The 25,692-nt window shown below is 36.4% G+C and carries 22 protein-coding genes; 13 read left to right on the top strand and 9 right to left on the bottom strand.

Features of this window, described 5'->3' with window-relative positions; genetic code table 11:
• Window positions 1-65 precede the first annotated feature (65 nt).
• A complete protein-coding gene (locus C8J95_RS05650) occupies window positions 66-932 on the bottom strand; it encodes an RNA polymerase sigma factor RpoD/SigA (RefSeq protein ID WP_009088483.1) in 867 nt (288 codons plus the stop codon).
• 163 nt (window positions 933-1,095) lie between these two features.
• On the opposite strand from C8J95_RS05650, the gene C8J95_RS05655 reads away from it, so the two are divergent.
• The 5 genes from C8J95_RS05655 to C8J95_RS05675 all read left to right on the top strand — a co-directional run bounded on the left by C8J95_RS05655 (window position 1,096) and on the right by C8J95_RS05675 (window position 6,505).
• Window positions 1,096-2,025 carry a DUF3829 domain-containing protein gene (locus C8J95_RS05655; RefSeq protein ID WP_107809374.1) on the top strand — a complete coding sequence of 310 codons (930 nt, stop codon included), beginning with the start codon at window positions 1,096-1,098 and terminating at the stop codon, window positions 2,023-2,025.
• Between the two features lie 107 nt (window positions 2,026-2,132).
• Window positions 2,133-4,958, top strand: coding sequence for an excinuclease ABC subunit UvrA (uvrA, locus tag C8J95_RS05660; protein ID WP_107809375.1), 2,826 nt, complete (start codon window positions 2,133-2,135; stop codon window positions 4,956-4,958).
• Between the two features lie 8 nt (window positions 4,959-4,966).
• Window positions 4,967-5,461 carry a GNAT family N-acetyltransferase gene (locus C8J95_RS05665; RefSeq protein ID WP_107809376.1) on the top strand — a complete coding sequence of 165 codons (495 nt, stop codon included), beginning with the start codon at window positions 4,967-4,969 and terminating at the stop codon, window positions 5,459-5,461.
• A gap of 95 nt (window positions 5,462-5,556) precedes the next feature.
• On the top strand, window positions 5,557-5,883 hold the full coding sequence (locus tag C8J95_RS05670; RefSeq protein ID WP_107809377.1) for a LytTR family DNA-binding domain-containing protein: 327 nt from the start codon (window positions 5,557-5,559) through the stop codon (window positions 5,881-5,883).
• 145 nt (window positions 5,884-6,028) lie between these two features.
• Window positions 6,029-6,505 (top strand): hypothetical protein, encoded by a 477-nt coding sequence (locus tag C8J95_RS05675; protein ID WP_107809378.1) that lies wholly within the window; start codon window positions 6,029-6,031, stop codon window positions 6,503-6,505.
• Window positions 6,506-6,534: 29 nt separating this feature from the next.
• On the opposite strand, the gene C8J95_RS05680 is transcribed toward C8J95_RS05675, so the two are convergent.
• The 6 genes from C8J95_RS05680 to C8J95_RS05705 form a co-directional block, all read right to left on the bottom strand.
• On the bottom strand, window positions 6,535-6,996 hold the full coding sequence (locus tag C8J95_RS05680) for a methylglyoxal synthase (RefSeq protein ID WP_059153977.1): 462 nt from the start codon (window positions 6,994-6,996) through the stop codon (window positions 6,535-6,537).
• A 150-nt stretch (window positions 6,997-7,146) separates the two neighbouring features.
• Window positions 7,147-7,395, bottom strand: a complete 249-nt coding sequence (locus tag C8J95_RS05685) for a hypothetical protein (RefSeq protein WP_107809379.1) — start codon at window positions 7,393-7,395, stop codon at window positions 7,147-7,149.
• Between the two features lie 3 nt (window positions 7,396-7,398).
• A complete protein-coding gene (locus C8J95_RS05690) occupies window positions 7,399-7,710 on the bottom strand; it encodes a co-chaperone YbbN (RefSeq protein WP_034867070.1) in 312 nt (103 codons plus the stop codon).
• Window positions 7,711-7,805: 95 nt separating this feature from the next.
• Window positions 7,806-8,441 carry a peroxiredoxin gene (locus C8J95_RS05695; RefSeq protein ID WP_059153975.1) on the bottom strand — a complete coding sequence of 212 codons (636 nt, stop codon included), beginning with the start codon at window positions 8,439-8,441 and terminating at the stop codon, window positions 7,806-7,808.
• A 145-nt stretch (window positions 8,442-8,586) separates the two neighbouring features.
• Window positions 8,587-11,529 carry a pitrilysin family protein gene (locus C8J95_RS05700; protein ID WP_107809380.1) on the bottom strand — a complete coding sequence of 981 codons (2,943 nt, stop codon included), beginning with the start codon at window positions 11,527-11,529 and terminating at the stop codon, window positions 8,587-8,589.
• Window positions 11,530-11,532: 3 nt separating this feature from the next.
• Window positions 11,533-12,723: a pyridoxal phosphate-dependent aminotransferase gene (locus C8J95_RS05705; RefSeq protein ID WP_107809381.1), complete on the bottom strand. Its 1,191-nt coding sequence runs from the start codon at window positions 12,721-12,723 to the stop codon at window positions 11,533-11,535.
• 89 nt (window positions 12,724-12,812) lie between these two features.
• Between C8J95_RS05705 and rsmG the strand changes: the two genes are divergently transcribed.
• A complete protein-coding gene (rsmG, locus tag C8J95_RS05710; RefSeq protein ID WP_078401962.1) occupies window positions 12,813-13,442 on the top strand; it encodes a 16S rRNA (guanine(527)-N(7))-methyltransferase RsmG in 630 nt (209 codons plus the stop codon).
• A gap of 43 nt (window positions 13,443-13,485) precedes the next feature.
• On the opposite strand, the gene C8J95_RS05715 is transcribed toward rsmG, so the two are convergent.
• Entirely contained in the window at window positions 13,486-13,980 is a 495-nt protein-coding gene (locus tag C8J95_RS05715) for a DoxX family protein (protein WP_107809382.1), read from the bottom strand.
• A 208-nt stretch (window positions 13,981-14,188) separates the two neighbouring features.
• On the opposite strand from C8J95_RS05715, the gene C8J95_RS05720 reads away from it, so the two are divergent.
• From C8J95_RS05720 to ychF, 3 genes are all read left to right on the top strand, one after another.
• Window positions 14,189-14,866, top strand: coding sequence for a DUF4197 family protein (locus C8J95_RS05720; protein WP_107809383.1), 678 nt, complete (start codon window positions 14,189-14,191; stop codon window positions 14,864-14,866).
• A gap of 63 nt (window positions 14,867-14,929) precedes the next feature.
• Window positions 14,930-15,238 carry a YbeD family protein gene (locus C8J95_RS05725; RefSeq protein WP_059153969.1) on the top strand — a complete coding sequence of 103 codons (309 nt, stop codon included), beginning with the start codon at window positions 14,930-14,932 and terminating at the stop codon, window positions 15,236-15,238.
• Window positions 15,239-15,362: 124 nt separating this feature from the next.
• On the top strand, window positions 15,363-16,454 hold the full coding sequence (gene ychF, locus C8J95_RS05730; RefSeq protein ID WP_034867224.1) for a redox-regulated ATPase YchF: 1,092 nt from the start codon (window positions 15,363-15,365) through the stop codon (window positions 16,452-16,454).
• 77 nt (window positions 16,455-16,531) lie between these two features.
• Here the strand turns inward: ychF and C8J95_RS05735 are convergent, their stop codons facing one another.
• Window positions 16,532-17,689 carry a methionine aminotransferase gene (locus C8J95_RS05735; protein ID WP_107809384.1) on the bottom strand — a complete coding sequence of 386 codons (1,158 nt, stop codon included), beginning with the start codon at window positions 17,687-17,689 and terminating at the stop codon, window positions 16,532-16,534.
• A gap of 99 nt (window positions 17,690-17,788) precedes the next feature.
• Here C8J95_RS05735 and C8J95_RS05740 point away from each other — a divergent pair, with 99 nt between their 5' ends.
• The 4 genes from C8J95_RS05740 to C8J95_RS05755 all read left to right on the top strand — a co-directional run bounded on the left by C8J95_RS05740 (window position 17,789) and on the right by C8J95_RS05755 (window position 25,672).
• Window positions 17,789-19,684, top strand: coding sequence for a DNA topoisomerase IV subunit B (locus C8J95_RS05740; RefSeq protein WP_107809385.1), 1,896 nt, complete (start codon window positions 17,789-17,791; stop codon window positions 19,682-19,684).
• A 123-nt stretch (window positions 19,685-19,807) separates the two neighbouring features.
• Window positions 19,808-22,384, top strand: coding sequence for a DNA gyrase/topoisomerase IV subunit A (locus C8J95_RS05745; RefSeq protein ID WP_107809386.1), 2,577 nt, complete (start codon window positions 19,808-19,810; stop codon window positions 22,382-22,384).
• Between the two features lie 128 nt (window positions 22,385-22,512).
• Window positions 22,513-22,944 carry a DUF4268 domain-containing protein gene (locus C8J95_RS05750; protein WP_009088440.1) on the top strand — a complete coding sequence of 144 codons (432 nt, stop codon included), beginning with the start codon at window positions 22,513-22,515 and terminating at the stop codon, window positions 22,942-22,944.
• Window positions 22,937-25,672, top strand: a complete 2,736-nt coding sequence (locus C8J95_RS05755; RefSeq protein ID WP_107809387.1) for a PD-(D/E)XK nuclease family protein — start codon at window positions 22,937-22,939, stop codon at window positions 25,670-25,672. Before C8J95_RS05750 ends, C8J95_RS05755 begins: the two co-directional genes overlap by 8 nt.
• Window positions 25,673-25,692: the final 20 nt, after the last annotated feature.

Consider the following 25,692-nt stretch of genomic DNA (forward strand, 5'->3'; position numbering starts at 1 on the left):
GACAAAGCTTATTAAAAACTTTGTCCCATATTAAATTTACAATCTTGTCATTGTTTCAGCCAGAATTACTTTCCTAAATAAGATTTAAGAATTTTACTTCTGCTGTTATGCTTTAATCTCTTAATAGCTTTTTCTTTAATCTGACGTACACGTTCTCTGGTCAGATCAAATGTTTCTCCGATCTCTTCAAGAGTCATAGGGTGTTTCCCGTTTAACCCGAAGTACAATCTTACTAAATCGGCTTCTCTTGGTGTTAAAGTATTCAATGCTCTTTCTATTTCAATCTGTAGAGATTCAAGCATCAAATCTTTATCAGGAGAAGGAGATTCACCTGAGCGAAGAACGTCGTAAAGGTTAGAATCTTCACCTTCAACTAATGGAGCATCCATAGAAAGGTGACGACCTGAGTTCTTCATGGATTCTTTAATATCCTCTTCACTCATATCTAGTACTTCTGCCAATTCTTCTGGTGAAGGCGGTCTTTCATTTTCCTGCTCCAAGTGAGCGTAGGCCTTATTAATTTTATTAATAGAACCAATCTTGTTTAAAGGAAGACGAACAATTCTTGATTGTTCTGCCAATGCCTGAAGAATAGACTGACGAATCCACCATACTGCATAAGAAATAAACTTAAACCCTCTGGTCTCGTCATAACGTTTCGCAGCTTTCATTAAACCAAGATTCCCTTCGTTAATCAAATCGGGAAGAGAAAGCCCCTGATTCTGGTATTGTTTAGATACAGAAACTACGAAACGAAGGTTAGCTTTAATTAGTTTTTCTAAAGCTACTCTGTCTCCTGCGCGAATTTTCTGTGCTAAATCTACCTCTTCATCAGCTGTAATCAATTCTACTTTTCCGATTTCCTGAAGGTACTTGTCCAACGATGCAGTTTCCCTGTTGGTAACCTGCTTGGTAATTTTAAGTTGTCTCATAGTATAAATACTCACCCACGAATTATGGGCTACAATTATATATACGTATGAAATAACAAAAAGGTTACAACTTTTTTATTTTATTTTCATTTTTCTTTATCTCTTCAAATTTTATTTTGACCAAGTTTTTTTGTAGATTGGCTCTTACAAAACAAATTCCATTATGAAAAAGACCATAACCATAGCTGTTTTAGCTGCATTACCTTTGTTTATGACAAGTTGTAAAAAAGACGCTACGGGCTCTAAAAATAGTACGGTTGAAGTAAAAGAGGATGATGCCAATGCTGTAATAGACTTTAATAATAAGTTTCTTAAGCAGTATAAAAGCCGTACAAGCAATATAGAAAGTGTTATAAAATACTCTAATGATGCTGTTAAAAAATCCAGCGGTGGAGATGTATTAATTATGTCTATGGTATCTCCGTCATTCGAAAGTCCAATGGATAAGATAGAATCTGTACCGGCAGGATTTGGCAAAGTAAAAGGTGATATCGAAAAGGATTTTAAAATTTTTAGTGATACCAGTGCTTCTATCAAAGGAAAGTATGAAGAATTAAAGTCTTATATGTCTGCTGAAGACTATAAAGATGATAAAGGAGCTAAAGCAAAAAAAATTCAGACAGAAATAGAAGCGAGTGCAAAAGATTTTGTTGATGCTGCTGAAAGAATTTTGGTTAAAATAAAACCTGCCGCTGATGCTGCTGAAGAAATTACGCTAAAAGATCATCCACTGAAAAAATATATCCTGTCTTCCAAGTCAATGCTTAACAGTATCGACAATTCTTATGAAACCTTCAATAAGCAGTATACAGATGGTAAATATAATGAAGCCGAAAGTCAGAAAGCTTATGATGACGTAAATAAATTATGGGAAGCCAATAAGGCACTAAAATTTGAAACCAGTGATGCACAAAGTAAATACAAGGGTACAAGCTATGATAACCTGAATAAGAATGTAGGAAATTATATGGATAATCTGAGAAAGCTAATGAGAGATGCTAAAGGTTCCGGAAAAATATCCGATAGCGATATGAGAACACTAGACAACTACTATGACTCTATTATTTCCAGTTACAATACATTTGTTAATTAATAACATTTCTATAGTTAAAATAAAAATCCCGGTAAGTCCGGGATTTTTATTTTTAAAAGCATATCTATTCCTGAAATTTCACAAATCATCATTATCTTTGTAACCTTATGGAAAACACAGATTTCATTGAAGTGTATGGTGCCCGCGAGCACAACCTGAAAGACATTAACGTAAAAATTCCACGTAACGAATTAGTCGTTATTACAGGGCTTTCTGGTAGCGGAAAATCATCACTGGCTTTTGATACAATATTTGCAGAAGGTCAAAGAAGATATATCGAAACTTTCTCGGCCTATGCCCGACAGTTTTTAGGTGGATTGGAAAGACCTGATGTTGACAAGATAGAAGGTTTATCCCCGGTTATCGCTATCGAACAGAAAACAACTTCTAAAAACCCACGTTCTACAGTAGGTACAGTTACCGAGCTGTATGATTATCTCCGTTTGCTCTTTGCAAGAGTTTCCGATGCTTATTCGGCAGATTCCGGAGATAAAATGATTGGTTACTCCGAGGAGCAAATTCTGGAAGCTATCCGTGAAAGCTATAACGGTCAAAAAATACTATTACTATCTCCAGTTGTAAGATCCAGAAAAGGACATTACCGTGAGCTTTTTGCCCAATATTCCAAAAAAGGATATTTACAGGCCAGAGTAGATGGTGAATTAATTGATATAGAACCTGATCTAAAACTGGACAGATACAAAACTCACGATATAGAAATTGTTGTGGACCGTCTAATTATAGGAGAGGCCGCTTCTGAAGCAAGAATCCAGAAGTCTCTTTCTACAGCATTGCATCTGGGAGAGGGGATTGTAATGGTACAGAAGTTTGGAGAAGAGAACTTTAGGTACTTCAGTAAAAACCTTATGGATGCGGTAACAGGGGAGTCGATACCTTTACCAGAGCCCAATACTTTTTCTTTTAACTCTCCGAAGGGTAGCTGCCCAACCTGTAAAGGACTGGGTAATATAAAGAAGATTAATACAGACTTTTTTGTAGAAAATCCTAAGCTTTCTATTAATCAGGGCGCTTTATTACCACTTGAAGATATTAAGAATAATAAATGGCTGCTTACTCAGATCAAATCTATTTTAGACCTTTATGATCTGGATTTATCCACGCCTTTTAACAAAATTCCTGAGGAAGCCTTAGAGCTTATATACAATGGCTGTCATCAGGATATTGTAAAAGATCTGAAGCATGCCGGAATCAGTAAGAAGATTAAAATAAACTTCGAAGGGCTTATTCCTTTCCTGGAACAGGTTGTAGAAGATAAAGAAAACTATGAAGCTACATTAATAGAAAGGCATTTTACTACCGATGAAGTCTGTCCGGACTGCCATGGAGCAAGATTGCAGCCTTCCAGCTTACAGTTTAAAATCGACGGAAAAAATATTTCAGAAGTTAGCGCTCTTTCACTTTCCGAACTTCAGGAATGGCTGGAAGCAGTTAAAGATAAATTCTCTGAAAAAAATAAAATTATTGCCCATGAAATTCTGAAAGAAATTCAGAGCCGCCTGGGCTTCCTTTTGGATGTAGGATTAGATTATTTAAGTCTTAGCCGTGCAACCCGCACACTTTCCGGAGGAGAGTCTCAACGTATCCGTCTGGCAACCCAAATTGGGTCTCAGTTGGTAAATGTTCTTTATATTCTGGATGAACCATCTATTGGTCTCCATCAACGTGATAACGAAAGGCTTATTAACTCTCTTAAGAACCTTAGAGATATTGGTAACTCCGTTATTGTTGTGGAACACGATAAAGATATGATTCTGGAAGCAGATCACGTACTGGATATTGGCCCTAAAGCAGGAAAATTCGGTGGAGAGATTCTATGGCAGGGAAAACCAGATGAGTTGATAAAGGCAGATACCATAACGGCTGACTATATTACTGGTAAGAGAAAAATAGAAATCCCTGTAGAAAGAAGAAAAGGAAATGGTAAATCAATCGTTTTAAAAGGGGCGAAAGGGAATAATCTTAAAAATGTAAATCTTGAAGTACCGTTAGGACAATTGGTTGTGGTAACCGGTATTTCCGGAAGCGGAAAATCTTCTCTGATTAACGGAACGTTATATCCGATTCTTAACAGACATTTCTACAGAAGTGTACAGGAACCTTTACCATATAAAAGTATTGAGGGAATAGATAATATCGACAAAATTGTAGATGTAGATCAGTCTCCGATCGGAAGAACACCACGTTCCAACCCTGCAACTTATACAGGAGTATTTACAGATATACGAAACTTGTTTGCAGAACTTCCTGAAGCCAAAATACGTGGTTACAAACCGGGAAGATTCTCTTTTAACGTAAAAGGAGGAAGATGCGAGACCTGTCAGGGTGCGGGATTAAAGCTTATTGAAATGCATTTCCTTCCGGATGTTTATGTACACTGTGAAACCTGCAACGGGAAACGCTTCAACAGAGAAACACTGGAGGTTCGTTACAAAGGAAAATCTATTTCCGATGTGCTGGATATGACCATTAATGAGGCTGTAGAATTCTTCCAGCCCATACCTAAAATTTTTGCAAAGGTTAAAACTTTGCAGGATGTTGGTTTAGGTTACATTACCTTAGGTCAACAATCTACAACACTTTCCGGTGGAGAAGCTCAGCGTATAAAACTTGCCACTGAACTGGCTAAAAAACAAACCGGAAATACACTTTATATATTAGATGAACCTACTACCGGACTTCATTTTGAGGATGTTAAAGTCCTGCTAAATGCAATAGAGCAATTGGTAGATATGGGTAACTCTTTTATCATTATAGAGCACAATATGGATGTTATAAAGATGGCAGATCATATTATAGATATAGGACCGGAAGGGGGTAAACATGGTGGTAAGATTGTTGCAGAAGGAACTCCTGAACAGATTATTAAAAACAAAAACAGCCTTACAGCTAAATTTTTGAAAAAAGAATTGTAATTTGGATTATGGATAATTTTGAAATCAGAAACATGCAGGAAACCGACGGTCAGTTGGTACTGGATATTTTCAAAGAAGGGATTGACGGGAATAATGCAACATTTGAAGAAAATGTTCCAACTTGGGAAGCCTGGAAAATCAATCACTATGAGAACTGCAGGCTTGTAATAACTGATGAAAACAGCTCGGTTATAGGATGGGCAGCTTTGTCTCCTGTAAGCAAAAGACCTTGCTTCAGCGGTGTTGCAGAAGTAAGTATTTATCTTTCTAATGCTGCAAAAGGGCAGGGACTTGGTACACTGCTTCTTCGCAGACTGGTTAATGAAAGCGAGGAGAATGGTTTCTGGACTTTGCAATCCGGTATTTTCCCTGAAAACAAAGCAAGTCTGAATACTCACCAGAAATGTGGTTTCAAGGTTGTTGGTACTCGAGAGAAAATAGGCAAGATGCCTGATGGAACCTGGAGAGATATTATATTGGTTGAAAAAAGAAAAGAAGATTAATATTATCTAGCTTCTGATTCATCATAAACTATATACAGGCACAGACTTTCCGTTTGTGCCTGCTTTATAAACACCATTGGAATATAATTTTATATATGTCTGAAAAACAATATACCTTTATTAAATCAGGAAAGAAATTAATCAAATTAAATTTTGCCGAAATCTCTATCATTAAGGGACTTGGCAATTATGTGGAAATTATTACAACCAGTAATAAGAAACTAGTGTATTATAAATCACTAAAAGATCTTATTGAAAACCTTCCGGAAGAATTTATGAGGGTTCATAATTCATTTATTATCAATCTCAGAAATGTAGATTACTTTGAGGACAATCATTTGATTATAAATGAACAGAAAATATCTGTTGCAAAAAGCTACAAAGACTGTCTGCTGAATAGTATAGAGAAATTACTCCTCTAAATGAAAAACTCTCTCATCAATTTATTATCCCAGACTCAGGCTAAATAACAAAACCTTACAGCTGAATAAAAAATTACAGCAGGTAAATAATAACTTTTCCTAGCATCCGAAGACATCATAGTTTTGTTGAAAAATAAAACAAATTATGTCCTTACAATCAAGTTCAGAAAACAATTCCTTTATAGCAGATGTTCTGTCTATTGACTCAATAATCAAAGCTTCATACGAAGTTGTATCCGGTGAAAAGGGAGCCGAAAGGCAATGGAAAAGAGACAAGTTTCTACACCATCCTAAAGCAGTTTATTCTTTCACAGATCGATCTGGTGAAAAGCAGGAGCAAGTCGTTATGTCAATCGGAGAATTTCAGCATGAAACAGACGAAATGGTTTTAGAAACTGCTTTCTATGAAAAGGAAATTAACCGCGAAGTAAGGGTTTTCGGAAATATAGCTCACGTATGGAGCACTTACGAAACCCAATTAGAAAAAGATGGTCCTGTCGTAAGAAGAGGAATCAACAGCATACAACTTTTCTTTGAAAACAACCGTTGGTACATTATATCCTGGACTTTCGATAAAGAACTGGACAGCAACAGAATTCCTAAAACTTTTGACAGGAACTGATATGATACTATGTTTATTTGAAGTACTGCTTATGCTTCTGGAATATTTCTTCTCAAATAACCTTCATAATCTGGTATTTCTGCCTGGTATTCAGTTTCCATAAAAGGAGAGGAGAGTATAAAATCTGCAGTAGCGCTATCACATGCCATTGGTGTGTTCCATACAACACAAAGTCTTATAAAGGCTTTTACATCACTGTCGTGTGGTTGTGCTTCCATAGGATCCCAAAAGAAAATTACAATGTCTATCTGACGCTGTGCGATCATGGAGCCAAGCTGTTGGTCTCCACCCAGAGGACCACTCATTACTCTTTTAACCTCTACACCCAAATGCTCCTCAATAAGTTTCCCTGTTGTTCCGGTAGCCACTAGATTATGTTTGGTCAACTTATCAGCATGTTTCTGCACCCATCTTAGCAAATCATCCTTTTTATGATCATGCGCTACAAGGGCAATTGTTTTTCTTTCGGGCAGAGTTCTTATACTTTTCATGTTTTTATTTTCTATATGGTTATTTTTAAGTTTCTGGTCTTAATATAATTATAGCACTGATAATTATGTTGTGATTAGTTTGTCTTACAAAGTTAATTTTTAGACATAAAAAAAGCAACCGTTCAGGCTGCTTTTATATAGATATCGGGTTTATCTGTCGATACTTCCCATTACTTTCTGGGCAAAGCCATTTAAGGCATCTTTTTCTGAGGCTCCGGCCTTTACCTGAACGTGCACTTCCTGTGCTCCGCAAATATTGGTAATAAGCTCTCCGGCAACATCTAAGTCTTCATCGGAAACACCTCTGAATTCAGTGAATTTTTCCAATACTTCCAGAGTAGCATCTAATTGCTCTTCTGTACAGTTTTGGTATAGTTGTCTGATAATTGGTAATTTCATGTCTTAAGCTTTAATTTCGTTGAACAATTCGTTTAAAACTTCAGCTTTATTCGTCTGAACCTGATTTTTTAACTGACCTCCTTCAAAAGCCGCAAAAGTAGGTAAGTTGTCTACATTCGCTAATTTTCTGGATTCAGGAAGCTTTTCTGCATCTACATAGTAGAATGGAACATCTTCATTTTCTGAAGCCAGTTTTTTAAATTTAGGCTTCATAATTCTGCAATTACCACACCATGACGCACCATATTGTACCATCACTTTAGCATTGCTGTTTATAATTTCTTGTAGTTTATCTTCTGTTAATTCTAAAAACATCGTTGTATTTTTTTGTTAAGATTTGGGTATAAAAAATGTGATAATCAGCAAAAGCTAACTTAACCAATTATCACATTATATTTTATTTTTACGGATTAGTGCTTGCTAAGGTACTCAGCTACACCTTTTCTGTCTGCATTCATTGCATCTTTACCTTCTTCCCAGTTTGCAGGACAAACTTCTCCGTGTTTTTGTACGTGAGTATAAGCATCGATTAGTCTCATGTATTCTTGTACATTTCTTCCTAATGGCATATCGTTTACGCTTTCGTGGAAAATTTTCCCTGTTTCGTCGATTAAGTAAGTTGCTCTGTAAGTAACATTACCTCCTGAGTAAACTTCTTCACCTGTTTCATCATCATAGTCTACATCCTGATCTAAAATACCTAAGATAGAAGAAAGATGTCTGTGTGTATCTGCTAAGATTGGATAAGTTACCCCTTCAATACCACCGTTATCTTTTGGAGTGTTTAACCATGCAAAGTGAACTTCGTTAGTATCACAAGATGCACCGATTACGATAGTGTTTCTTTTTGCAAATTCTTCAGTAGCATCCTGGAATGCGTGAAGTTCCGTAGGACATACAAAAGTGAAATCTTTTGGATACCAGAATAATAATACTTTAGTTTGCTTATTTACAGCCTCTTCAAGAATATTAATTCTTAGGTTATCACCCATATCGGAGATTGCGTCTACTGTTACATTTGGGAATTTCTTTCCTACTAATGCCATAATTCTTCTGTTTTTTATTAATTAATAATTATTGATTATTTAATTTTGTGACACAAAGATATAATATAAATTCTATTGATAAAATATTTTTCAATAAATAAAATCTATCAAAATAATTTTCAGAAATCTCTTATATCTTTACTTATTAATAACCAAATATTTCAGCCAGTGTAAGCTTTTTAAACTCACCGAGCTTCTTCATATCTTCTTCTTTTACTTTATTTTCACTAGCCACTATACAGTAAGTATAATTCTTACCACTAAGCTCCTTGGAATGGAAGTTTTTAATATCATTAAAACTCATCGTCTGGGTTTGCTCATATATATTCTTACGAATATCAAGATTGTTCCCTAATTTCTGAGCTTTGATATAATTGAAAATAATTCCGTCCTGAGAAATTCTTTCCGATGCTAATGTTTTCTTTAATCCATCTTTAGCCGTAGTAAATAGTTTTTCAGATTGTGGCAGGGTAGTAAGCAATTCATTCATAGCAGCAGTTGCCTCATTGAATTTATCTGCCTGTGTTCCTACATACGCCATAATAACATCTCTGTCACCTTTTTTACCTGGGGTAGAATAGTATGATGAAGTAGAATAAGCCAAAGCTTTAGATTCTCTTATCGTCTGGAATACAATTGATCCCATTCCGCCACCAAAATAATTGTTGAATAAGCTAATTGTCGGAACTTCTTTAGCATTATAGAAATCGGAATTTCTGGACCATGCTACCTCTGACTGAACCATATCATAGTCAGCAAAAAGTACTTTATTCTTATCCGAAGTAGTTTGAGTAAATGTTTTGCTCTGAGTGAAGTTTTTGAATGCAGATGGAGATTTATGAAGAGGTTTCAGCGTTGCAACAAGCTCTGCTCCAGCTTTTGGCCCATAATAAAGAACTTCATGCTTGTAGTTGAACAAATCATGTAAGATTGCGACAAGATCCTCTGCTTTCAATGCATCTAATTCAGCATCTGTAAGTACATTATTAAATGGATTCTGAGCGCCATACTGAGCATAGCTTCTTAGTCCGGCCATAATAGCACTTTTATTCTGCTTCGCATTTTGTCTTCCTTTTTTCAATCTCGCTTTGAATGCTTGTAAAGCTTCTTCATCCGGCTGACAGTTTTTAAGAAGATCTTCAAAAAGACTTATAGTCTGCGCAAAATTTGAATTAAGACCGTCTAATGTAATATAGGTTTCTTCATTACCTGCACTTACATTAAAGCTGGCCGCTAACTTATAGAAATCTTTACTTATATCTTCTGAAGATTTATTTTTAGTTCCCAGGAATTCCAAATAGCTTGCCGCTAAAGGCAATAGTTTGTTATTCCATTTTCCTACACCAAAATAATAATGCAGACGGAACAAATCATTATCTGTATTTTTTACAGAAAGGATATTTAATTCGCCCAATTTAGATTTCTGAATGTCCTTGTTATAATCCAGCCATACTGGTTTTATAGGCGATTCAAGCATATTATTAACCTTTACCAGGAAAGGGGATTGTGCATCGCGATTCACTTCTACCGGAGTGATCGGTGGTTTCTCAACTTTCACTACATTTTTGTCTGCACCTTTTCTCTTGTAAACAGCCACATAATTATTATCATTAAAATATTTATTGGCAAAATTTACAATATCCTGTTTGGTAAGAGCAGAAATCTCACCGATATAATCCAATGTTGATTTATGATCCACACCAGATGTAAATTCATTCATCAGGTTACCTGCACGTGAGGTATAGCTCTCATCACCCTGAATTGTATTTTTCTTTACATTATTTACAATAGACGGGATTAGATCATCCGGGAAATCTCCTTTTTTAAGTTTGTTAATTTCCTGAAGCAATAATTCTCTAACCTGATCCAAAGTTTGTCCTTCAACAGGATTCCCTTGTAAAAGCATTACTGAATAATCTTTTAAAGGATATGCAAATGCTGATGCGCCCAGAAGTTTTTGTTTTTTAATCAGATCCAGATCAATAAGTCCGGCCTGTCCATTAGTCAACATTTCACCAACTAACGAAAGTAAACGAGCATCTTTAGTAGAAGCGCCAGGGAAACGGAATCCTATCATAATATTCTCCGGATTAGGTCCCCATACTTCTTTTACCACAGGTGCAGAAATAGGATTTTCCTTTCCAGGATTATATTCAGGGATTTGCTTTGTCTGCATATAAGAGAAAGCCTTATCTATTTTAGCTATAAGCTCGTCCGGATTAAAATCTCCTGACATAATAACTCCCATATTGTTAGGTACATAATAGGTGTTATAGTATTCGCGAATTGCTTTTAAAGAAGGATTCTTCAAGTGTTCGATAGTACCAATGGTAGTCTGTTTACCATAATTATTCTCCGGGAAAAGTCCAGCAAACATCGTTTCGAAAACTTTACGTCTGTCATCATCCAACCCACGATTCTTTTCTTCATAAACAGCTTCCAGTTCGGTATGGAAAATACGCAATACCGGAGCACGGAAACGTTCGGACTGCAATGCTAAAAATTTATCCATAGCATTAGCAGGGATATCCTCAGTATAAACAGTCTGTTCAAAAGAAGTAAATGCATTGGTGCCTTGTCCGCCCATAGCACCCATCATTTTGTCGTACTCGTTAGCGATTGCAAACTTTGCAGCCTCTCCGGATGCCTGGTCTATTTGTTTGTAAATAGCTTTACGCTTTTCTACATCTGTTGTTTTGTTATACTCTTCGTATAATCCATCTATTTTATCCAAAAGCGGTTTTTCCTTAGACCAGTCTTTTGTACCAAATTTATCCGTTCCTTTAAAAAGCATATGCTCCAGATAGTGAGCCAATCCGGTATGATCTGCAGGATCGGTTTTGCTACCCGCTTTTGTAGCAATATATGCCTGAATACGGGGTTCTTTTTTAGTAGGACTTAAAATAACGGTTAATCCATTCTTCAACGTATAATACCTTGCTGAAGTAGGATCATTCGTTACATATTTATAAGTATATCCGGCTGATGTAGCCTCTTTCCAGTTGTGTTCCTGGCTTTGAGCAAAGTACATATTGCTGAATGTTGCAGCAATAGTAGTTGCAATAGTAATTTTCTTAAAAAAATTCATATATTAATATTTGGATAGGGTTTCTTTCATCCTTTTGGCAGCTTCTATAAGGTCTGCTTCGGAAGATGCATATGAGAAACGTATACATTCCGGAGCTCCAAATGAAACACCGCCTACACAAGCAACTTTAGCTTCGTCTAATAAGAACATTGCAAAGTCGTCAGAATCTTTAATTTCTTTCCCGTTTAGTGTTTTTCCAATATAGTAAGAAATCTCAGGGAATATATAGAAAGCACTCTTAGGCTTATTTACTTTAAAACCAGGAATTTCTTTCATCAGATCGTATACAAGATCTCTTCTTTTCTGGAAAGAATCAATCATAGACTGATAATGTTCTTTTCCTGCATCTAATGCTATAATAGAAGCTCTTTGAGCCATTGTATTAGCACCAGAGGTCATCTGTCCCTGTACTTTATCACAAGCTGAAGCCAACCATGTTGGTGCAGCACAGTAACCAATTCTCCATCCTGTCATAGCAAAAGCTTTAGACATTCCGTTAATTACCGCTGTTTGTTCATATACCTGAGGGAATTCTGCAATACTTGTATGCTCTCCTTCATAGTTAAGATATTCATAGATCTCATCAGAGATAATGGTAATCTGAGGATATTTAGCCACAACATTTGCAATCGCTTCTAATTCTTCACGGGTATAGTAACTACCAGAAGGATTACAAGGCGAACTATATAAAATTGCTTTTGTTTTGGGAGTAATTGCTGCTTCCAATTGTTCTGCAGTCATTTTGAATTCAGTGTCTATAGAAGTTTCAATAAAAACACTTGTTCCGCCAACAACTTTTACCATTTCATCGTAGCTTACCCAATAAGGAGTAGGCAGGATAACTTCATCTCCATCATTGATAATAGCAAAAAGTACATTAACAATAGATTGTTTTGCACCATTAGATACCACGATCTGATTTGCTTTATAATCCAGATTGTTATCTCTTTTCAGTTTTCTGGAAATAGCCTCACGAAGTTCCAAAAATCCCGGAACAGGAGAGTAATGGCTGTAGTTTTCATTGATAGCATCGAATGCTGCTTGTTTTATATTATCCGGAATATCGAAGTCTGGTTCTCCCAAAGTTAAACCTATTACATTAACCCCTTGCGCGCGCATTTCTCTTACTTTGTTAGACATTACAAATGTCTGAGAATAACTTAATCTGTTCAGTCGATCCGAATATTTTTCCATAGTTTTTAATTTTTATTGCTAACAAAGGTAACGGATTATCCGAAATTTTTCGTGGAATTATCATTATTTTTGTGCTCTAAAAACAAAGTATGTCAGCAGACCTTATTTTAAAGTATTTCCCCGATATAACTGAAAAACAGAAAGAACAGTTCGAAAAACTGGAAAACCTGTATGAAGAATGGAACCAGAAAATAAATGTAATTTCCAGAAAAGATATGGATGCTTTATACGAAAAGCACATTTTACATTCATTAGGAATTGCTAAAGTAATGCCTTTTGCAGAAAACACTAAAGTACTGGATATTGGTACTGGTGGGGGATTTCCGGGTATTCCGTTAGCTATTTTATTTCCGGACACTCATTTTACATTAGTGGACAGTATCGGAAAAAAAATTACTGTAGTAAATGCTGTTGCCGAGGGTCTTGGATTACAAAATGTAAAAACATACCATGCCAGAGCTGAACAGATTAATGAAAAGTTTCACTTTGTTGTTAGCCGCGCAGTTACCCAGATGCCTGTTTTCCTTACATGGCTGAAAGGTAAATTCGAAAAAGAGAATTTCAATCCTAAACACAATGGTGTTCTATACCTTAAAGGCGGAGAACTAGCAGAAGAATTAGCAGGTATTAAAGCAGAAATCTTTAATCTGAAAAATTATTTTGAGGGAGAATTTTTCGATACCAAAAAAGTAGTATACATTTCTAAAGGACACGTTTAAACATTCAGAAACTTTAGATTTATTAAAATAACAGCATATTCTTCTACCAGGAAGAGTATGCTTTTTTCTTTTTAAGGAAATAATCCAATCCAAAAATCTTATATCCGTAAAAGGAAAATAATCCCAACAGCATAATATATAAAACTTGTGGAAGAAAGAAGAAATAAGTAAGCCACGTAAAATTATCCATTGGACGGACGCCTACCTTAGGATCAATCGGAATAAGTTCTGTAGGAATAGAATGAATATCTTTAGTGGTAAGTGCTACGATCATAATGATGATGAGCGAGAAAGAACTAAGCCTTGTCAGTAAACCCAGTAATAGCAATAATCCCCACAGGGCTTCATTAAATGCTACAAAATGTGCCATAAGCTGAGGATCTGAAAAACCAATTTTAGTCATTGTATTCAGCATGTAGCCCTGAAAAACTGGATGGAACAATTTATTGAGGCCTGTAATAAAAAAGAATAAGCCTATACTCATCCGGCATATTAAATAAAATACATTCCCTGCTTTGTTTAAACTTTCTGGTTTCATTTCTATACATTTTAATCTGTTATCTCCTTCTTAAAAGACAAAAGAGCCGGATACCAATTATCACAAATAACCCAAGACCAGGCACCTAACAAATATAGCTAAAAACAAGTACTAATTTTGTTTAATAATCGTTAAAAGCTATATAAAACTTTATACAGATTTAGAGTTTGGAATACTATTTGTCACAAACAGCAAAAATAAGTCACTTATGAAAAAAACAGTTTTTGTACTCACTGCAGGTGTATTAACGGCCGGAAGCCTTATGTCGTGTGGTTCAAATTTAGGCGGAACAATGGGGGTTGGTGCATTACAAAATCTTCTTTTCAATGCCAGCAGCCAGGGGTTCAGTATATTAGGAAATCCACAGGAATTCATGACTAATGCACTGATTCAGTCTGCAATGCCAGAAGAACTTCGCAAGGTAAACAATACTTTGGAGTCTGTAGGATTAGGTAATCTTGTAAAAAAAGAGAAACAATATATTGCTGAAGCGGCAAAACTTACTGTTAACACTTCTAAACCAATCGTAACTCAGGCCATTAAAGAAATGACCGTTACAGATGCAATTAACATTGCTTCCAGCGGAAAAGGAGCTGCTACAGCTTACCTGAAAAACAAAACAAGAGAAAAATTAATTGATGCTATTCAGCCGCAGGTAGATGCAAAACTTAACGAATACGGAATCGTAAAAAGTGTAAATACTGCACTAAGCGGAAGCAGCATCAGTGGCATCTTGGGGACAATTTTGGGAACAGATAAGAAAAATAATGTAAATGCCGCATCACCAATCACCAGATTAGCTTCCGAGCAGATGGTAAACGGACTATTCTATGTAATTGAAAATTACGAGGTAAACAACGTTACCAATCCTAATGCATGGAAATAATCTAAGTTTTATTAAATTGCAGCATTATTTCACTAACCTTTTATAAGGTTTTACATAAAGATCATGAACAAGGAAAACAATATTAACAAAGCACCTAACCCGGAAGAATTTTACAAAAAGCTGCATACACAGCTGGAAGAGCATCATAATTTTCCGGAGGACTATACTTTCAAATTCATTATCGAAAACAATCCAAGTCTGCTGACTGATATTTATAAAGTTTTCGATGAAACCAAAAATACGTTTTCAACACGGGAAAGTAGTAATGGAAAATACATGAGTTGTACCATCGTAGCATTTGTTCTGGATGCAGAGCACGTAATAAAGCTATATAAAGAAACAGCTAAGATAGAAGGGGTTATTATGTTATAAACCTGAACTTTAAAAATATTTAAATCCCGACTTTATGTTGGGATTTTTTATATTCAATACACTCCTGAAAACCAGATTTTCAAATAAACAGTTTAAACGTTATCTTTGCACAAATTATTTTTTAATGAAATGTGGTATCGTAGGTTTACCCAATGTAGGTAAATCAACTCTTTTTAACTGTTTAAGTAACGCCAAAGCTCAGAGCGCTAACTATCCATTCTGTACTATAGAACCAAACGTAGGGACTGTTTCTGTTCCGGATCAGCGTTTATTCGAACTGGAAAAGCTTGTAAAACCAGAGAGAGTTTTACCTGCAGTTGTAGAGATTGTAGATATCGCAGGACTTGTAAAAGGTGCTAGTAAAGGTGAAGGTTTAGGAAACCAGTTCCTGGCTAACATCCGCGAATGTGAAGCTATTATTCACGTACTAAGATGTTTTGAAAATGACAACATTACTCACGTAGAAGGTACTGTTGATCCATTAAGAGACAAAGACATTATCGACATCGAATTACAACTTAAGGACTTAGAAGCAGTATCTAAAGCAGTGGATAAAGCTAAAAAATTAACAAAATCTGGTAAGAGAGATGATGTTTTGGCTTACGAAACTTTAGTAAAACTTTCAGAATTTATCGAAAGCGGAAGAAATGCCAGAGAATTTCCTGCAGATGATTTCCAGACCGGAATTATTTCTGAAATCCAATTGCTAACAAACAAACCGGTTCTTTACGTTTGTAATGTAGACGAGAATTCTGTAAAAAACGGTAATCCTTGGATTGAAAAGATTGAAGCTATGGCAAAATCTGAAAATGCTGAAACTATCGTTTTAGCTGCTCAGATCGAAGCAGACATCAACGAATTGGAAACATTTGAGGAAAGACAAATCTTCCTTGAAGAACTTGGATTAGAAGAACCAGGTGTAAATCGTCTTATCCGTACAGCATACACCTTATTAGATCTTCAGACTTACTTTACTGCCGGAGTAAAAGAAGTAAGAGCATGGACTATCGGAAAAGGGTGGACTGCTCCACAGGCTGCTGGTGTTATCCATACTGATTTCGAAAAAGGATTTATCCGTGCAGAAGTAATCAAGTATAACGACTATATTCAATATGGTACCGAAGCTAAGATTAAAGAAGCTGGTAAACTTGGAGTAGAAGGAAAAGAATATATCGTACAGGATGGCGATATTATGCACTTCAGATTTAATGTGTAAATAATCACTCAAAATATACAATAAAAGCTTCCCATGGGAAGCTTTTATTGTATTATAGAGCCTTGTCAAGGCTAATACTAAAATAGTGGCACCAGCTTCTGTAAATTGTCCAGTGCCTGTTCTATTGTTTCATTCTTTTTTGCAAAACAGAAGCGTATTACACCTTCATTCGTCCCATCTTCATAGAAAGAAGAAAACGGAATTGTAGCTACTTTATGTTCCTTGGTCAGCCATTGAGCAAATTCTAAATCTTCCAAATCTGAAAACTTTTTATAAGAAGCAGACAGAAAATAAGTAGCCTCAGGAATTAAAACATCAAAGCCAATTTCTGACAAACCTTTTGCTAATAAATCTCTTTTCCTCTGAAAGAATCCTGACAATCCGGTGTAACTATCCGGATTTTGCAAAAGCTCCGCTATAGCATACTGAGCAGGCGTGTTCACACTAAATACATTGTACTGATGCACTTTTTTCACCTCCTGCATAATAGATTCCGGAGCAAGCACATAGCCCAGCTTCCAACCTGTAATATGATACAACTTCCCAAAAGAAGCCACAATAATACTTCTGTCTTTTAACTGGGATTGACTAAGGCTTAGGTGCTTTTTACCGTCAAACACAATATTTTCGTACACATCATCACTTAGAATAACGATGTTAGTATTTTCAACCAAAGCTGTCAATTGGGAAATATCTTCTGCATCCAGAATATTCCCAGCCGGATTATTCGGATTATTAATGATGATCATTTTTGTTTTATCCGTTATCAGTTGCTTTACAACCGACCAGTCAATCTTATAATCGGGATAATGGAGTTTTACCGTTTTAGGAATTCCTCCAAAAAGTCTGATCACCGGAATATAAGAATCATACGCCGGTTCAAAGACAATAACTTCATCTCCTGCATTCACCAACGCAGCAAGAGAGCAGAAGAGAGCCTCTGTTGCGCCTGCTGTAACCATCACTTCAGATTCCGGGCTATAATCTATACTATAACAATACTTTACTTTTTCAGAAATTGCATTACGCAACGGTTCTACACCCATCATCGGAGCATATTGATTAAAACCTTTTACAGCATATTTACCAATATTCTCTAATAACTTTTCATCCGGATAAAAATCGGGGAAACCCTGTGAAAGATTTACAGCATTTTCTTGCTGAGCCAACATAGACATTCTTGTAAAAATAGTCGTTTGAACCTCAGGAAGTTTTGAGTTTAAAAGCAACGGCATTATATTTTTTTTGACAAACAAAAATACTTATAAAGCATCACTCTAAGGCATAAAAACTCACAAAAAATCACTATTTTTGTAGATATTACAATTTCAAGAATGTCTGAAAACACTACTGTTAACTATTCCGAAGATAATATACGATCCCTCGAGTGGCAGGAGCACGTAAGATTGCGTCCCGGCATGTACATCGGAAAACTGGGAGATGGTTCTTCCGCCGATGATGGTATCTATATTCTCTTAAAAGAAATCATCGATAACTCGATTGATGAATTTGCCATGAACTCTGGTAAAAGGATCGAAATAAAACTGGATGAAGGTAAGGCCATTATCCGGGATTATGGTCGTGGTATTCCTTTGGGTAAGGTTGTGGATGCGGTATCCAAAATGAATACCGGTGGTAAATATGATTCCAAAGCCTTCAAAAAATCTGTAGGTCTGAACGGGGTAGGTTCCAAGGCTGTAAATGCCCTTTCTAACTTTTTCAAAGTAAAATCAGTTCGTGAAGGAAGAGCCAAAGTAGCTGAATTCAGTCAGGGGGTTATTGTACAGGATTTTCCGGAGACAGATACTACTGAAAGAAATGGTACCGAAATTACTTTTGTACCAGATGATACAATCTTCACCAATTACCGCTTCAGAAAAGAGTACATCGAAAAGATGCTTAAAAATTACTCTTACCTGAATCCAGGGCTGAAAATTGTATTCAACGGACAAGTATTTGTTTCAGAAAATGGTCTTAAAGACCTCCTTCAGGATGAGATTGATGGTGAAATCCTTTACCCAATTATTCATCTGAAAGACAATGATATTGAAGTTGCTATTACCCACTCGGATAAATCTCAGTCCGAAACGTATTTTTCATTCGTTAACGGACAGAACACCACACAAGGAGGGACACACCTTAATGCCTTCCGTGAAGCATTTGTAAAGACTGTTCGAGAATTTTATAATAAAAGTTATGAAGCTGCCGATGTAAGAAAATCTATTATCGCTGCTATTTCCATAAAAGTAGAAGAACCTGTTTTCGAATCTCAAACCAAAACCAAACTGGGAAGTAACGAAATGGGACCGGGGCAAGTTACAGTACGTACTTTCGTAAATGACTTCCTTAAAAATAAACTTGATAATTTCCTTCATAAAGAGCCAGAAACATCAGAAGCTTTACTAAAGAAAATTATCGTTTCCGAAAGAGAAAGAAAAGAGCTTTCCGGTATTCAGAAATTGGCTCGTGAGCGTGCAAAAAAAGTATCGCTTCATAACAAAAAACTTAGAGACTGCCGTCAGCACTATAACGATCAGAAAGCCGACCGTAAATCGGAAACTATGATCTTTATTACCGAGGGAGATTCCGCATCCGGATCTATTACAAAGAGCCGTGATGTAGAGACACAGGCAGTATTCAGTTTAAAAGGTAAACCCTTAAACTGCTACGGGCTGACCAAAAAGGTAGTTTATGAGAATGAAGAATTCAACCTCCTTCAGGCAGCTCTTAATATTGAAGAAAGTTTAGAAGATCTTCGCTACAATCAGGTTATTATCGCTACCGATGCCGATGTCGATGGTATGCACATCCGATTACTAATGATTACATTCTTCTTACAATTCTTCCCGGATGTTATCAAGAACGGACACTTATATATCCTTCAAACACCTTTATTCAGGGTTAGAAATAAAAAAGAAACCCGTTATTGTTACAGCGAGGCTGAAAGAGTAAAAGCATTGAATGAGCTAGGAAAAAATCCTGAAATCACACGATTCAAGGGACTTGGTGAAATTTCTCCGGATGAATTTAAGCACTTTATCGGAAAAGATATCCGTTTGGAACCTGTCGTGATGGGTAAAGATACCACAATAGACCAGCTACTGGAATTCTATATGGGTAAAAATACACCAGACAGACAAAACTTTATTCTGGAAAATCTTGTTGTAGAAGATACAGACATCGAGAAAAAGGAACTGAAAGAAGAAGTCGTAACAGAAACAGAAGGATAATCAAACTCTTCGACAAGCTCAGTGTGACAACGCTAAAACTTAGTTTAGTAGCATTATAGCAGTAAACCCTGAATATGTCGAACTCTTATTCTTATAATATAATATACAGCGCTACCAATATAAATGGAAGAAAACAATTTAAACCACGCAGAAGAATCATTAAAGAAAGTTTCCGGACTTTACCAGGACTGGTTTCTGGATTATGCCTCTTATGTAATTCTTGACCGTGCAATTCCGTCCGTATATGACGGACTGAAACCTGTACAACGAAGAATTATGCATTCTATGCGTGAGCTGGAAGACGGACGTTATAACAAAGTTGCCAATATCGTAGGTAATACGATGAAATATCACCCGCATGGTGATGCATCGATTACCGATGCGATGGTACAAATCGGACAGAAAGAATTATTGATAGATACACAGGGGAACTGGGGAAATATATTCACGGGAGATAGTGCAGCTGCAGCCCGTTATATAGAAGCCAGACTAACTCCTTTTGCTCTGGAAGTAGTCTTCAATCCGAAAACTACCGAATGGTCTAAGTCTTATGACGGAAGAAATAACGAACCTATTGATCTTCCTGTAAAGTTCCCTTTGCTTCTGGCACAGGGAGTAGAGGGAATTGGTGTAGGTCTTTCTACTAAAATCTTACCACATAATTTTAACGAACTAGTAAACGCATCTGTTGCCTACCTGAAAAAGAAACCTTTCCAGGTATTTCCTGATTTTCTTACAGAAGGTCTGCTGGATGTTTCTGAATACAATGACGGACAGCGTGGTGGTAAGGTAAGAGCAAGAGCAAGAATTACCCAAAAAGATAAGCATACGCTTATTGTAACTGAACTTCCATTCTCCAAAACGACCGGAGACCTTATCGATAGTATCATCAAGGCGAATGAGAAAGGGAAGATTAAAATCAAGAAAATTGAAGATAACACTTCGGATAAAGTAGAAATTTTGATTCACCTGCATCCGGATGTATCACCAGATAAAACGATTGATGCATTATATGCATTTACCGACTGTCAGGTAACTATTTCACCAAATGCCTGTGTTATTGTAGGGGACAAACCAATGTTCCTGAATGTTTCTGATATTCTGAAAATGAATACGGACCATACAGTATCATTACTAAAACTGGAGTTAGAAATAGAACTTGGGGAACTTGAAGAGAAATGGCATTTTGCATCTCTTGAAAAAATCTTCATAGAAAACGAGATCTATCAGGAGATTAAAAACAGAGCTTCCAAAGAAGAAGTTTACAGTGCTATTGATCTGGCTCTGAATCCATTTACCAAGCACCTGATGCGCGAAGTTACTGTTGAAGATATTATCAAACTAACAGAGCTTCCTTTCATGAGAATCTCCCGTTATGATCAGGACAAAGCGCTGGAAAATATTGCAGCACTGGAAGGGAAAATAGAGCAGGTAAAACATCATCTGGCGAATCTTATTACTTATGCAATAGATTACTTCCTGAACATTCAGAAAAAATACGGAAAGAATAAAGAAAGAAGAACTGAACTAAGAATTTTCGATACTATAGACGCAACTAAGGTAGCTGTAGCGAATGAGAAATTCTATGCTAACTTCGATGAAGGCTTTATCGGTACTTCTCTGAAAAAAGACCAGTTCCTTTTTGAATGTTCGGATATCGACGACATTATTATCTTCCGTAAAGATGGTACTATGCTTGTAACCAAGGTAGAATCTAAAACTTTTGTCGGCAAAAACATACTGCATGTCGGCATCTGGAAGAAAAATGATAAACGTACAGTTTATAATATGATCTACCGCGAAGGCAAAGAAGGACCTTATTACATGAAGCGTTTCTTCGTTACCGGTGTTATCAGAAGCAACGAATATAATCTGGCATCAGATAAGAAAGGATCGGAAGTACTTTACTTCTCTGCTAATGCAAATGGAGAAGCAGAAGTTGTAAATGTATTACTGAAACCAAGTGCCCGTATCCGTAAAAACAAACTGGATATAGATTTCTCCGAATTGGCAATCAAGGGTAGAGACTCTAAAGGTAATCTGGTAACCAAATATCCGATTAAAAAGATCGAAATGAAGGAGGAAGGTGTTTCTACACTGGCTCCTCGTAAAATATGGTTTGATGAAGCTGTAAGAAGGCTGAATGCAGATGCAAGAGGTACTTTCCTTGGAACTTTCAAAGGTGAAGACAAAATCTTATTGGTTACACCAAAAGGAGAGGCCCGCCTTGTAAGCTTTGATCTTTCTAACCGTTTCGATGATGAATATATTATCCTTGAAAAATGGAAACCGGAACAGTCAATAGGCTGTATCTATTATGATGGTGAGAAAGAACGCTATTTTGTAAAGCGTTTCTTATTGGAAAGCACAAATAATCCACAGCTATTCTTCCCGTCGGAACACCCTAAATCTTTTGTAGAATGGGTAAGTACCGGTAAAAATGCATCAGCAGAGCTGATCTTCAGTAAAGAAAAAGGAAAAGATAAAGATCCGGAAACAGTACTGATAGATGAATTTATTACTGTAAAAGGTATTAAAGCATTAGGAAACCAATTGTCAAAAGACAAAATAAGAACCATCAATATTACAATTCCTGAACCTGAAGAGGAGGAAGTAATTGAAGAAATTCCGGATATTTCTGAGGATTTTGATGATGATGGAACAATAGGAAATCTGTTTGAGGAAGGAGACGATAACTAAAACAGTTCGACTTCACTCAGTATAGTATAAAACAAACCTCATGGGCATAAAAACCTGTGAGGTTTAGTATAAAATAGCCAGACAAATAGCTAGCATTAAACAAAACAAATAAAAGGTTCACACTTAATATGTTCTCCAAACAAGAAGCGGCACAACTGAAGACAGAATTTTGGACAGCTTTCGGGAAATCATTTCCCCGAAAGTGGCTTTTATATGATACAAAAATCAAAGATTTTTCTTTCAAATTTTACGCAGACAACAAGAAAGCAGAAGTTTCATTAGATATAGAAATGAAAGACGAGCTTTTCAGAAATGCCTATTATGAGAAAATTGAATCTCTGGAAAATTTATTAAGAGAAGATTATCTTCCGGATGCTATTATGGAAGAGCATTACTTTCTGGAAAGCGGAAAAGAAATAAGCCGTATTTGGGTACAGAAAGAAAATGTAAGTATCTTCAATAAAAATTCGTGGCAGGAAACTTTTGAGTTTTTTGTAGAAAAAATGACTGCCTTCGAAAACTTTTACCAGGACTTTGAAGATTTTATAAAAGATGTCTGAAACTACCCAACATAGTTTTCTAAACAAAATTGTTGACAGTCTCCTTCAGCAGGACAAACCTCTCCATGCCTATACCTTTATACTTCCGGGTAAACGTCCGGCAGTTTTTATCAAAAAGATTCTGGCAGAGAAACAATACGAAGGAATACTGCCAAAATTTCAGACTATTGATGAGCTAATTACAGAAATATCCGGACTACAGCAGATCTCGGGTATTCCGTTATGGCTTTTCGCTTACAAAACCTATCGTAAAATAGATGCGAAAGAGGATATACAGTCTTTCCTGAAATGGTTCCCAACACTTTTAAAGGATTGGGATGATATGTTGAAATTTTCTAAAAGTGATACTCCGGTTCTGGAATTTATGCTTTCTGACGAACGTATAAAGAACTGGGGCGAATTGCTTGGTGATGATAAGCCGCACCGACGCAACCTGAACTTCTGGCAGAAAATGAATTCTTTTCTTCCGCTACTGAAAAAAGAATTGCTTCAGGAAAATCTGGCAACTCCCGGAATTATTCATGAAAAGGTAAAAGAAACTGTAAGCCACTTTGCTGAAACCACAAAACTACAATTGGTATTCTGTGGTTTTAATGCCTTTACACCTGTAGAAGAAAAGCTAGTCAGAAATCTCCTGCAATGGGATAAGGCATTATGTTTTTTTCAGGCAGACGAATACTACATCAAGGACAGACGCCAGGAAGCTGGCAAATTTCTGCGCGAACATCAACATTGGAAAGAGTTTAACGAATACAGACCTTTCAGCTGGATAGAAAATCATTTTTCAGAAAACAAAAATATTCAGGTATTCGAAGTTTCCGGAAATATCGCACAGACAAAACTTCTTCCACATATTCTGGATGACCTTCGGAAACGAAATCCTGAACTAAGCAACACAGCAGTTGTTCTTCTGGACGAAAATCTGCTGCCACCAACACTGGAAAGTCTCCAGCATCTGGTGAAGAGTCTGAATATTACAATGGGATTCCCGCTGAAGAATTTATCATTCAGTGTGGCCATGAAAAAGCTTTTTTATCTGCAAAAACAACTGGATAAAAACAGCTCGTCTTATTATTATGCAGACCTTGTTCCATTGTTAGAGGAATTACCATACAAGAAAGAGGATGAACCTATTATAAAAGGTTTTCTGGAGCAGCTGGAAGAAAGGAATCTGGTTTATATATCCAGAAAATTATTTAATGAACTGTTAGGAGGCATATCTTATATTAATTTACTGACCAAACCAAATGATCCAAAAGTCTATCTGGATACACTGATCGACTTTTGCATCTCATGTAAGTTTGAAAAGATAAATGATATAGATTATGAAAATATATCGAGCTTCGAAAAGGCTTTTATAAGCCTTAAAAATCAGTTACAACAATATGATTTCCTTGTAGACATCATTACTCTGGAAGTACTGGTAAACCAACTCGTAAGCACCGAAACCATAGATTTTGAAGGGGAACCTCTTTCGGGATTACAGCTTATGGGACTTTTGGAAACCCGTTTGCTGAATTTTGAGAATGTTATTATGCTTTCTATAAATGAGGGTAAACTACCATTGGGAAGAACTCAGAATACTTATCTACCTTTCGATGTCCGCCGGAATTTCGGAATGAACACCTTTCTTGAAAACGATTCTATTTATGCATATCATTTTTACCGACTGATTCAGGAAGCAAAAAATGTATACATGCTCTTCAACGGACTTACAAGTGGGGTAAATATTGGTGAGAAAAGCCGTTTCATTACCCAGATCGAAATGGAAAGTCAACACCAGATACAAAATTATGTTGTAGACAGCTCTTCCGAACCAGTGAATCAGGAACCGATACGCATTAGAAAAACACCATTGGTATTGGAAAAGCTGGAACTTTGGAAACAGAAAGTTTCACCTTCACATCTCAATGCATATCTCTATAATCCATTGGATTTCTATCTGAATCAGATTCTGAACACAAGACTTCCAGATGAATTGGAAGAAGAGATCTCTGTTCGTAACTTTGGTAATCTTGTGCACTATACACTGGATTATCTTTACCAGAGCTTACTAAATAAAAAGCTGACAACGGCAGATCTTAAACAGGCTCAGAATAAAGTAGAGGAGTCACTGGATTATATTATTGTAGAAAAACTAAAACATTCCCCGGATTATTATAAACGCGGAATGAATTACATACATAAATCGGTTGCTAAAAGAACACTTCAGAATATCATTCAGAAAGATCTGGACGATGTAGAGCAAGGAAACTCATTGGAAATTCTGGCTCTGGAGCATAATATTCATGCTAATTTTTATCTGGATGATCAGCAGCAGGATAAAATAAGCTTTAATGGTTTCGCCGACAGAATAGATCGCTTCAACGGAACACTTCGCATTATCGACTACAAAAGTGCTAAAGCGGGTGACCTGAATGTAAAGTCTAACCCTAAAAAGGATGAGGACACGCAGTTATTTGATAAAAAATACAAGCAGGAAGTTCAGCTATCTATCTATGCACATTGTGCACTGACTTCCGGAGCTTTTCCGGATCAGGAAGTACAATGTGGTATATGGAGCTTTGTGGCACCTGATGAGGGTCCCAAAATGCTAAATATATCCGGAGACAGCTATATTAGTAAATCAGATCTCGAACTACCAATGAAATCGGTAAAGTCTATTATACTGGATATTCTGAATCCGGAGAAGGACTTTGTTGAAGAGGACAGCGCAGGGTGGGGCTAAGCAATTTTTAAAAATATATT

The organism is Elizabethkingia sp. YR214, from assembly GCF_003058195.1.
Taxonomy (GTDB): Bacteria; Bacteroidota; Bacteroidia; order Flavobacteriales; family Weeksellaceae; genus Elizabethkingia.

Coding starts and splice junctions, on each gene's coding strand:
- C8J95_RS05755 (WP_107809387.1), top strand. CDS start 22,937: ATGTCTGAAACTACCCAACATAGTTTTCTAAACAAAATTGTTGACAGT.
- C8J95_RS05720 (WP_107809383.1), top strand. CDS start 14,189: ATGAAAAAAACAGTTTTTGTACTCACTGCAGGTGTATTAACGGCCGGA.
- C8J95_RS05715 (WP_107809382.1), bottom strand. CDS start 13,980: ATGAAACCAGAAAGTTTAAACAAAGCAGGGAATGTATTTTATTTAATA.
- rsmG (WP_078401962.1), top strand. CDS start 12,813: ATGTCAGCAGACCTTATTTTAAAGTATTTCCCCGATATAACTGAAAAA.
- ychF (WP_034867224.1), top strand. CDS start 15,363: ATGAAATGTGGTATCGTAGGTTTACCCAATGTAGGTAAATCAACTCTT.
- C8J95_RS05745 (WP_107809386.1), top strand. CDS start 19,808: ATGGAAGAAAACAATTTAAACCACGCAGAAGAATCATTAAAGAAAGTT.
- C8J95_RS05750 (WP_009088440.1), top strand. CDS start 22,513: ATGTTCTCCAAACAAGAAGCGGCACAACTGAAGACAGAATTTTGGACA.
- C8J95_RS05650 (WP_009088483.1), bottom strand. CDS start 932: ATGAGACAACTTAAAATTACCAAGCAGGTTACCAACAGGGAAACTGCA.
- C8J95_RS05670 (WP_107809377.1), top strand. CDS start 5,557: ATGTCTGAAAAACAATATACCTTTATTAAATCAGGAAAGAAATTAATC.
- uvrA (WP_107809375.1), top strand. CDS start 2,133: ATGGAAAACACAGATTTCATTGAAGTGTATGGTGCCCGCGAGCACAAC.
- C8J95_RS05695 (WP_059153975.1), bottom strand. CDS start 8,441: ATGGCATTAGTAGGAAAGAAATTCCCAAATGTAACAGTAGACGCAATC.
- C8J95_RS05665 (WP_107809376.1), top strand. CDS start 4,967: ATGGATAATTTTGAAATCAGAAACATGCAGGAAACCGACGGTCAGTTG.
- C8J95_RS05740 (WP_107809385.1), top strand. CDS start 17,789: ATGTCTGAAAACACTACTGTTAACTATTCCGAAGATAATATACGATCC.
- C8J95_RS05690 (WP_034867070.1), bottom strand. CDS start 7,710: ATGTTTTTAGAATTAACAGAAGATAAACTACAAGAAATTATAAACAGC.
- C8J95_RS05675 (WP_107809378.1), top strand. CDS start 6,029: ATGTCCTTACAATCAAGTTCAGAAAACAATTCCTTTATAGCAGATGTT.
- C8J95_RS05655 (WP_107809374.1), top strand. CDS start 1,096: ATGAAAAAGACCATAACCATAGCTGTTTTAGCTGCATTACCTTTGTTT.
- C8J95_RS05735 (WP_107809384.1), bottom strand. CDS start 17,689: ATGCCGTTGCTTTTAAACTCAAAACTTCCTGAGGTTCAAACGACTATT.
- C8J95_RS05725 (WP_059153969.1), top strand. CDS start 14,930: ATGAACAAGGAAAACAATATTAACAAAGCACCTAACCCGGAAGAATTT.
- C8J95_RS05680 (WP_059153977.1), bottom strand. CDS start 6,996: ATGAAAAGTATAAGAACTCTGCCCGAAAGAAAAACAATTGCCCTTGTA.
- C8J95_RS05685 (WP_107809379.1), bottom strand. CDS start 7,395: ATGAAATTACCAATTATCAGACAACTATACCAAAACTGTACAGAAGAG.
- C8J95_RS05705 (WP_107809381.1), bottom strand. CDS start 12,723: ATGGAAAAATATTCGGATCGACTGAACAGATTAAGTTATTCTCAGACA.
- C8J95_RS05700 (WP_107809380.1), bottom strand. CDS start 11,529: ATGAATTTTTTTAAGAAAATTACTATTGCAACTACTATTGCTGCAACA.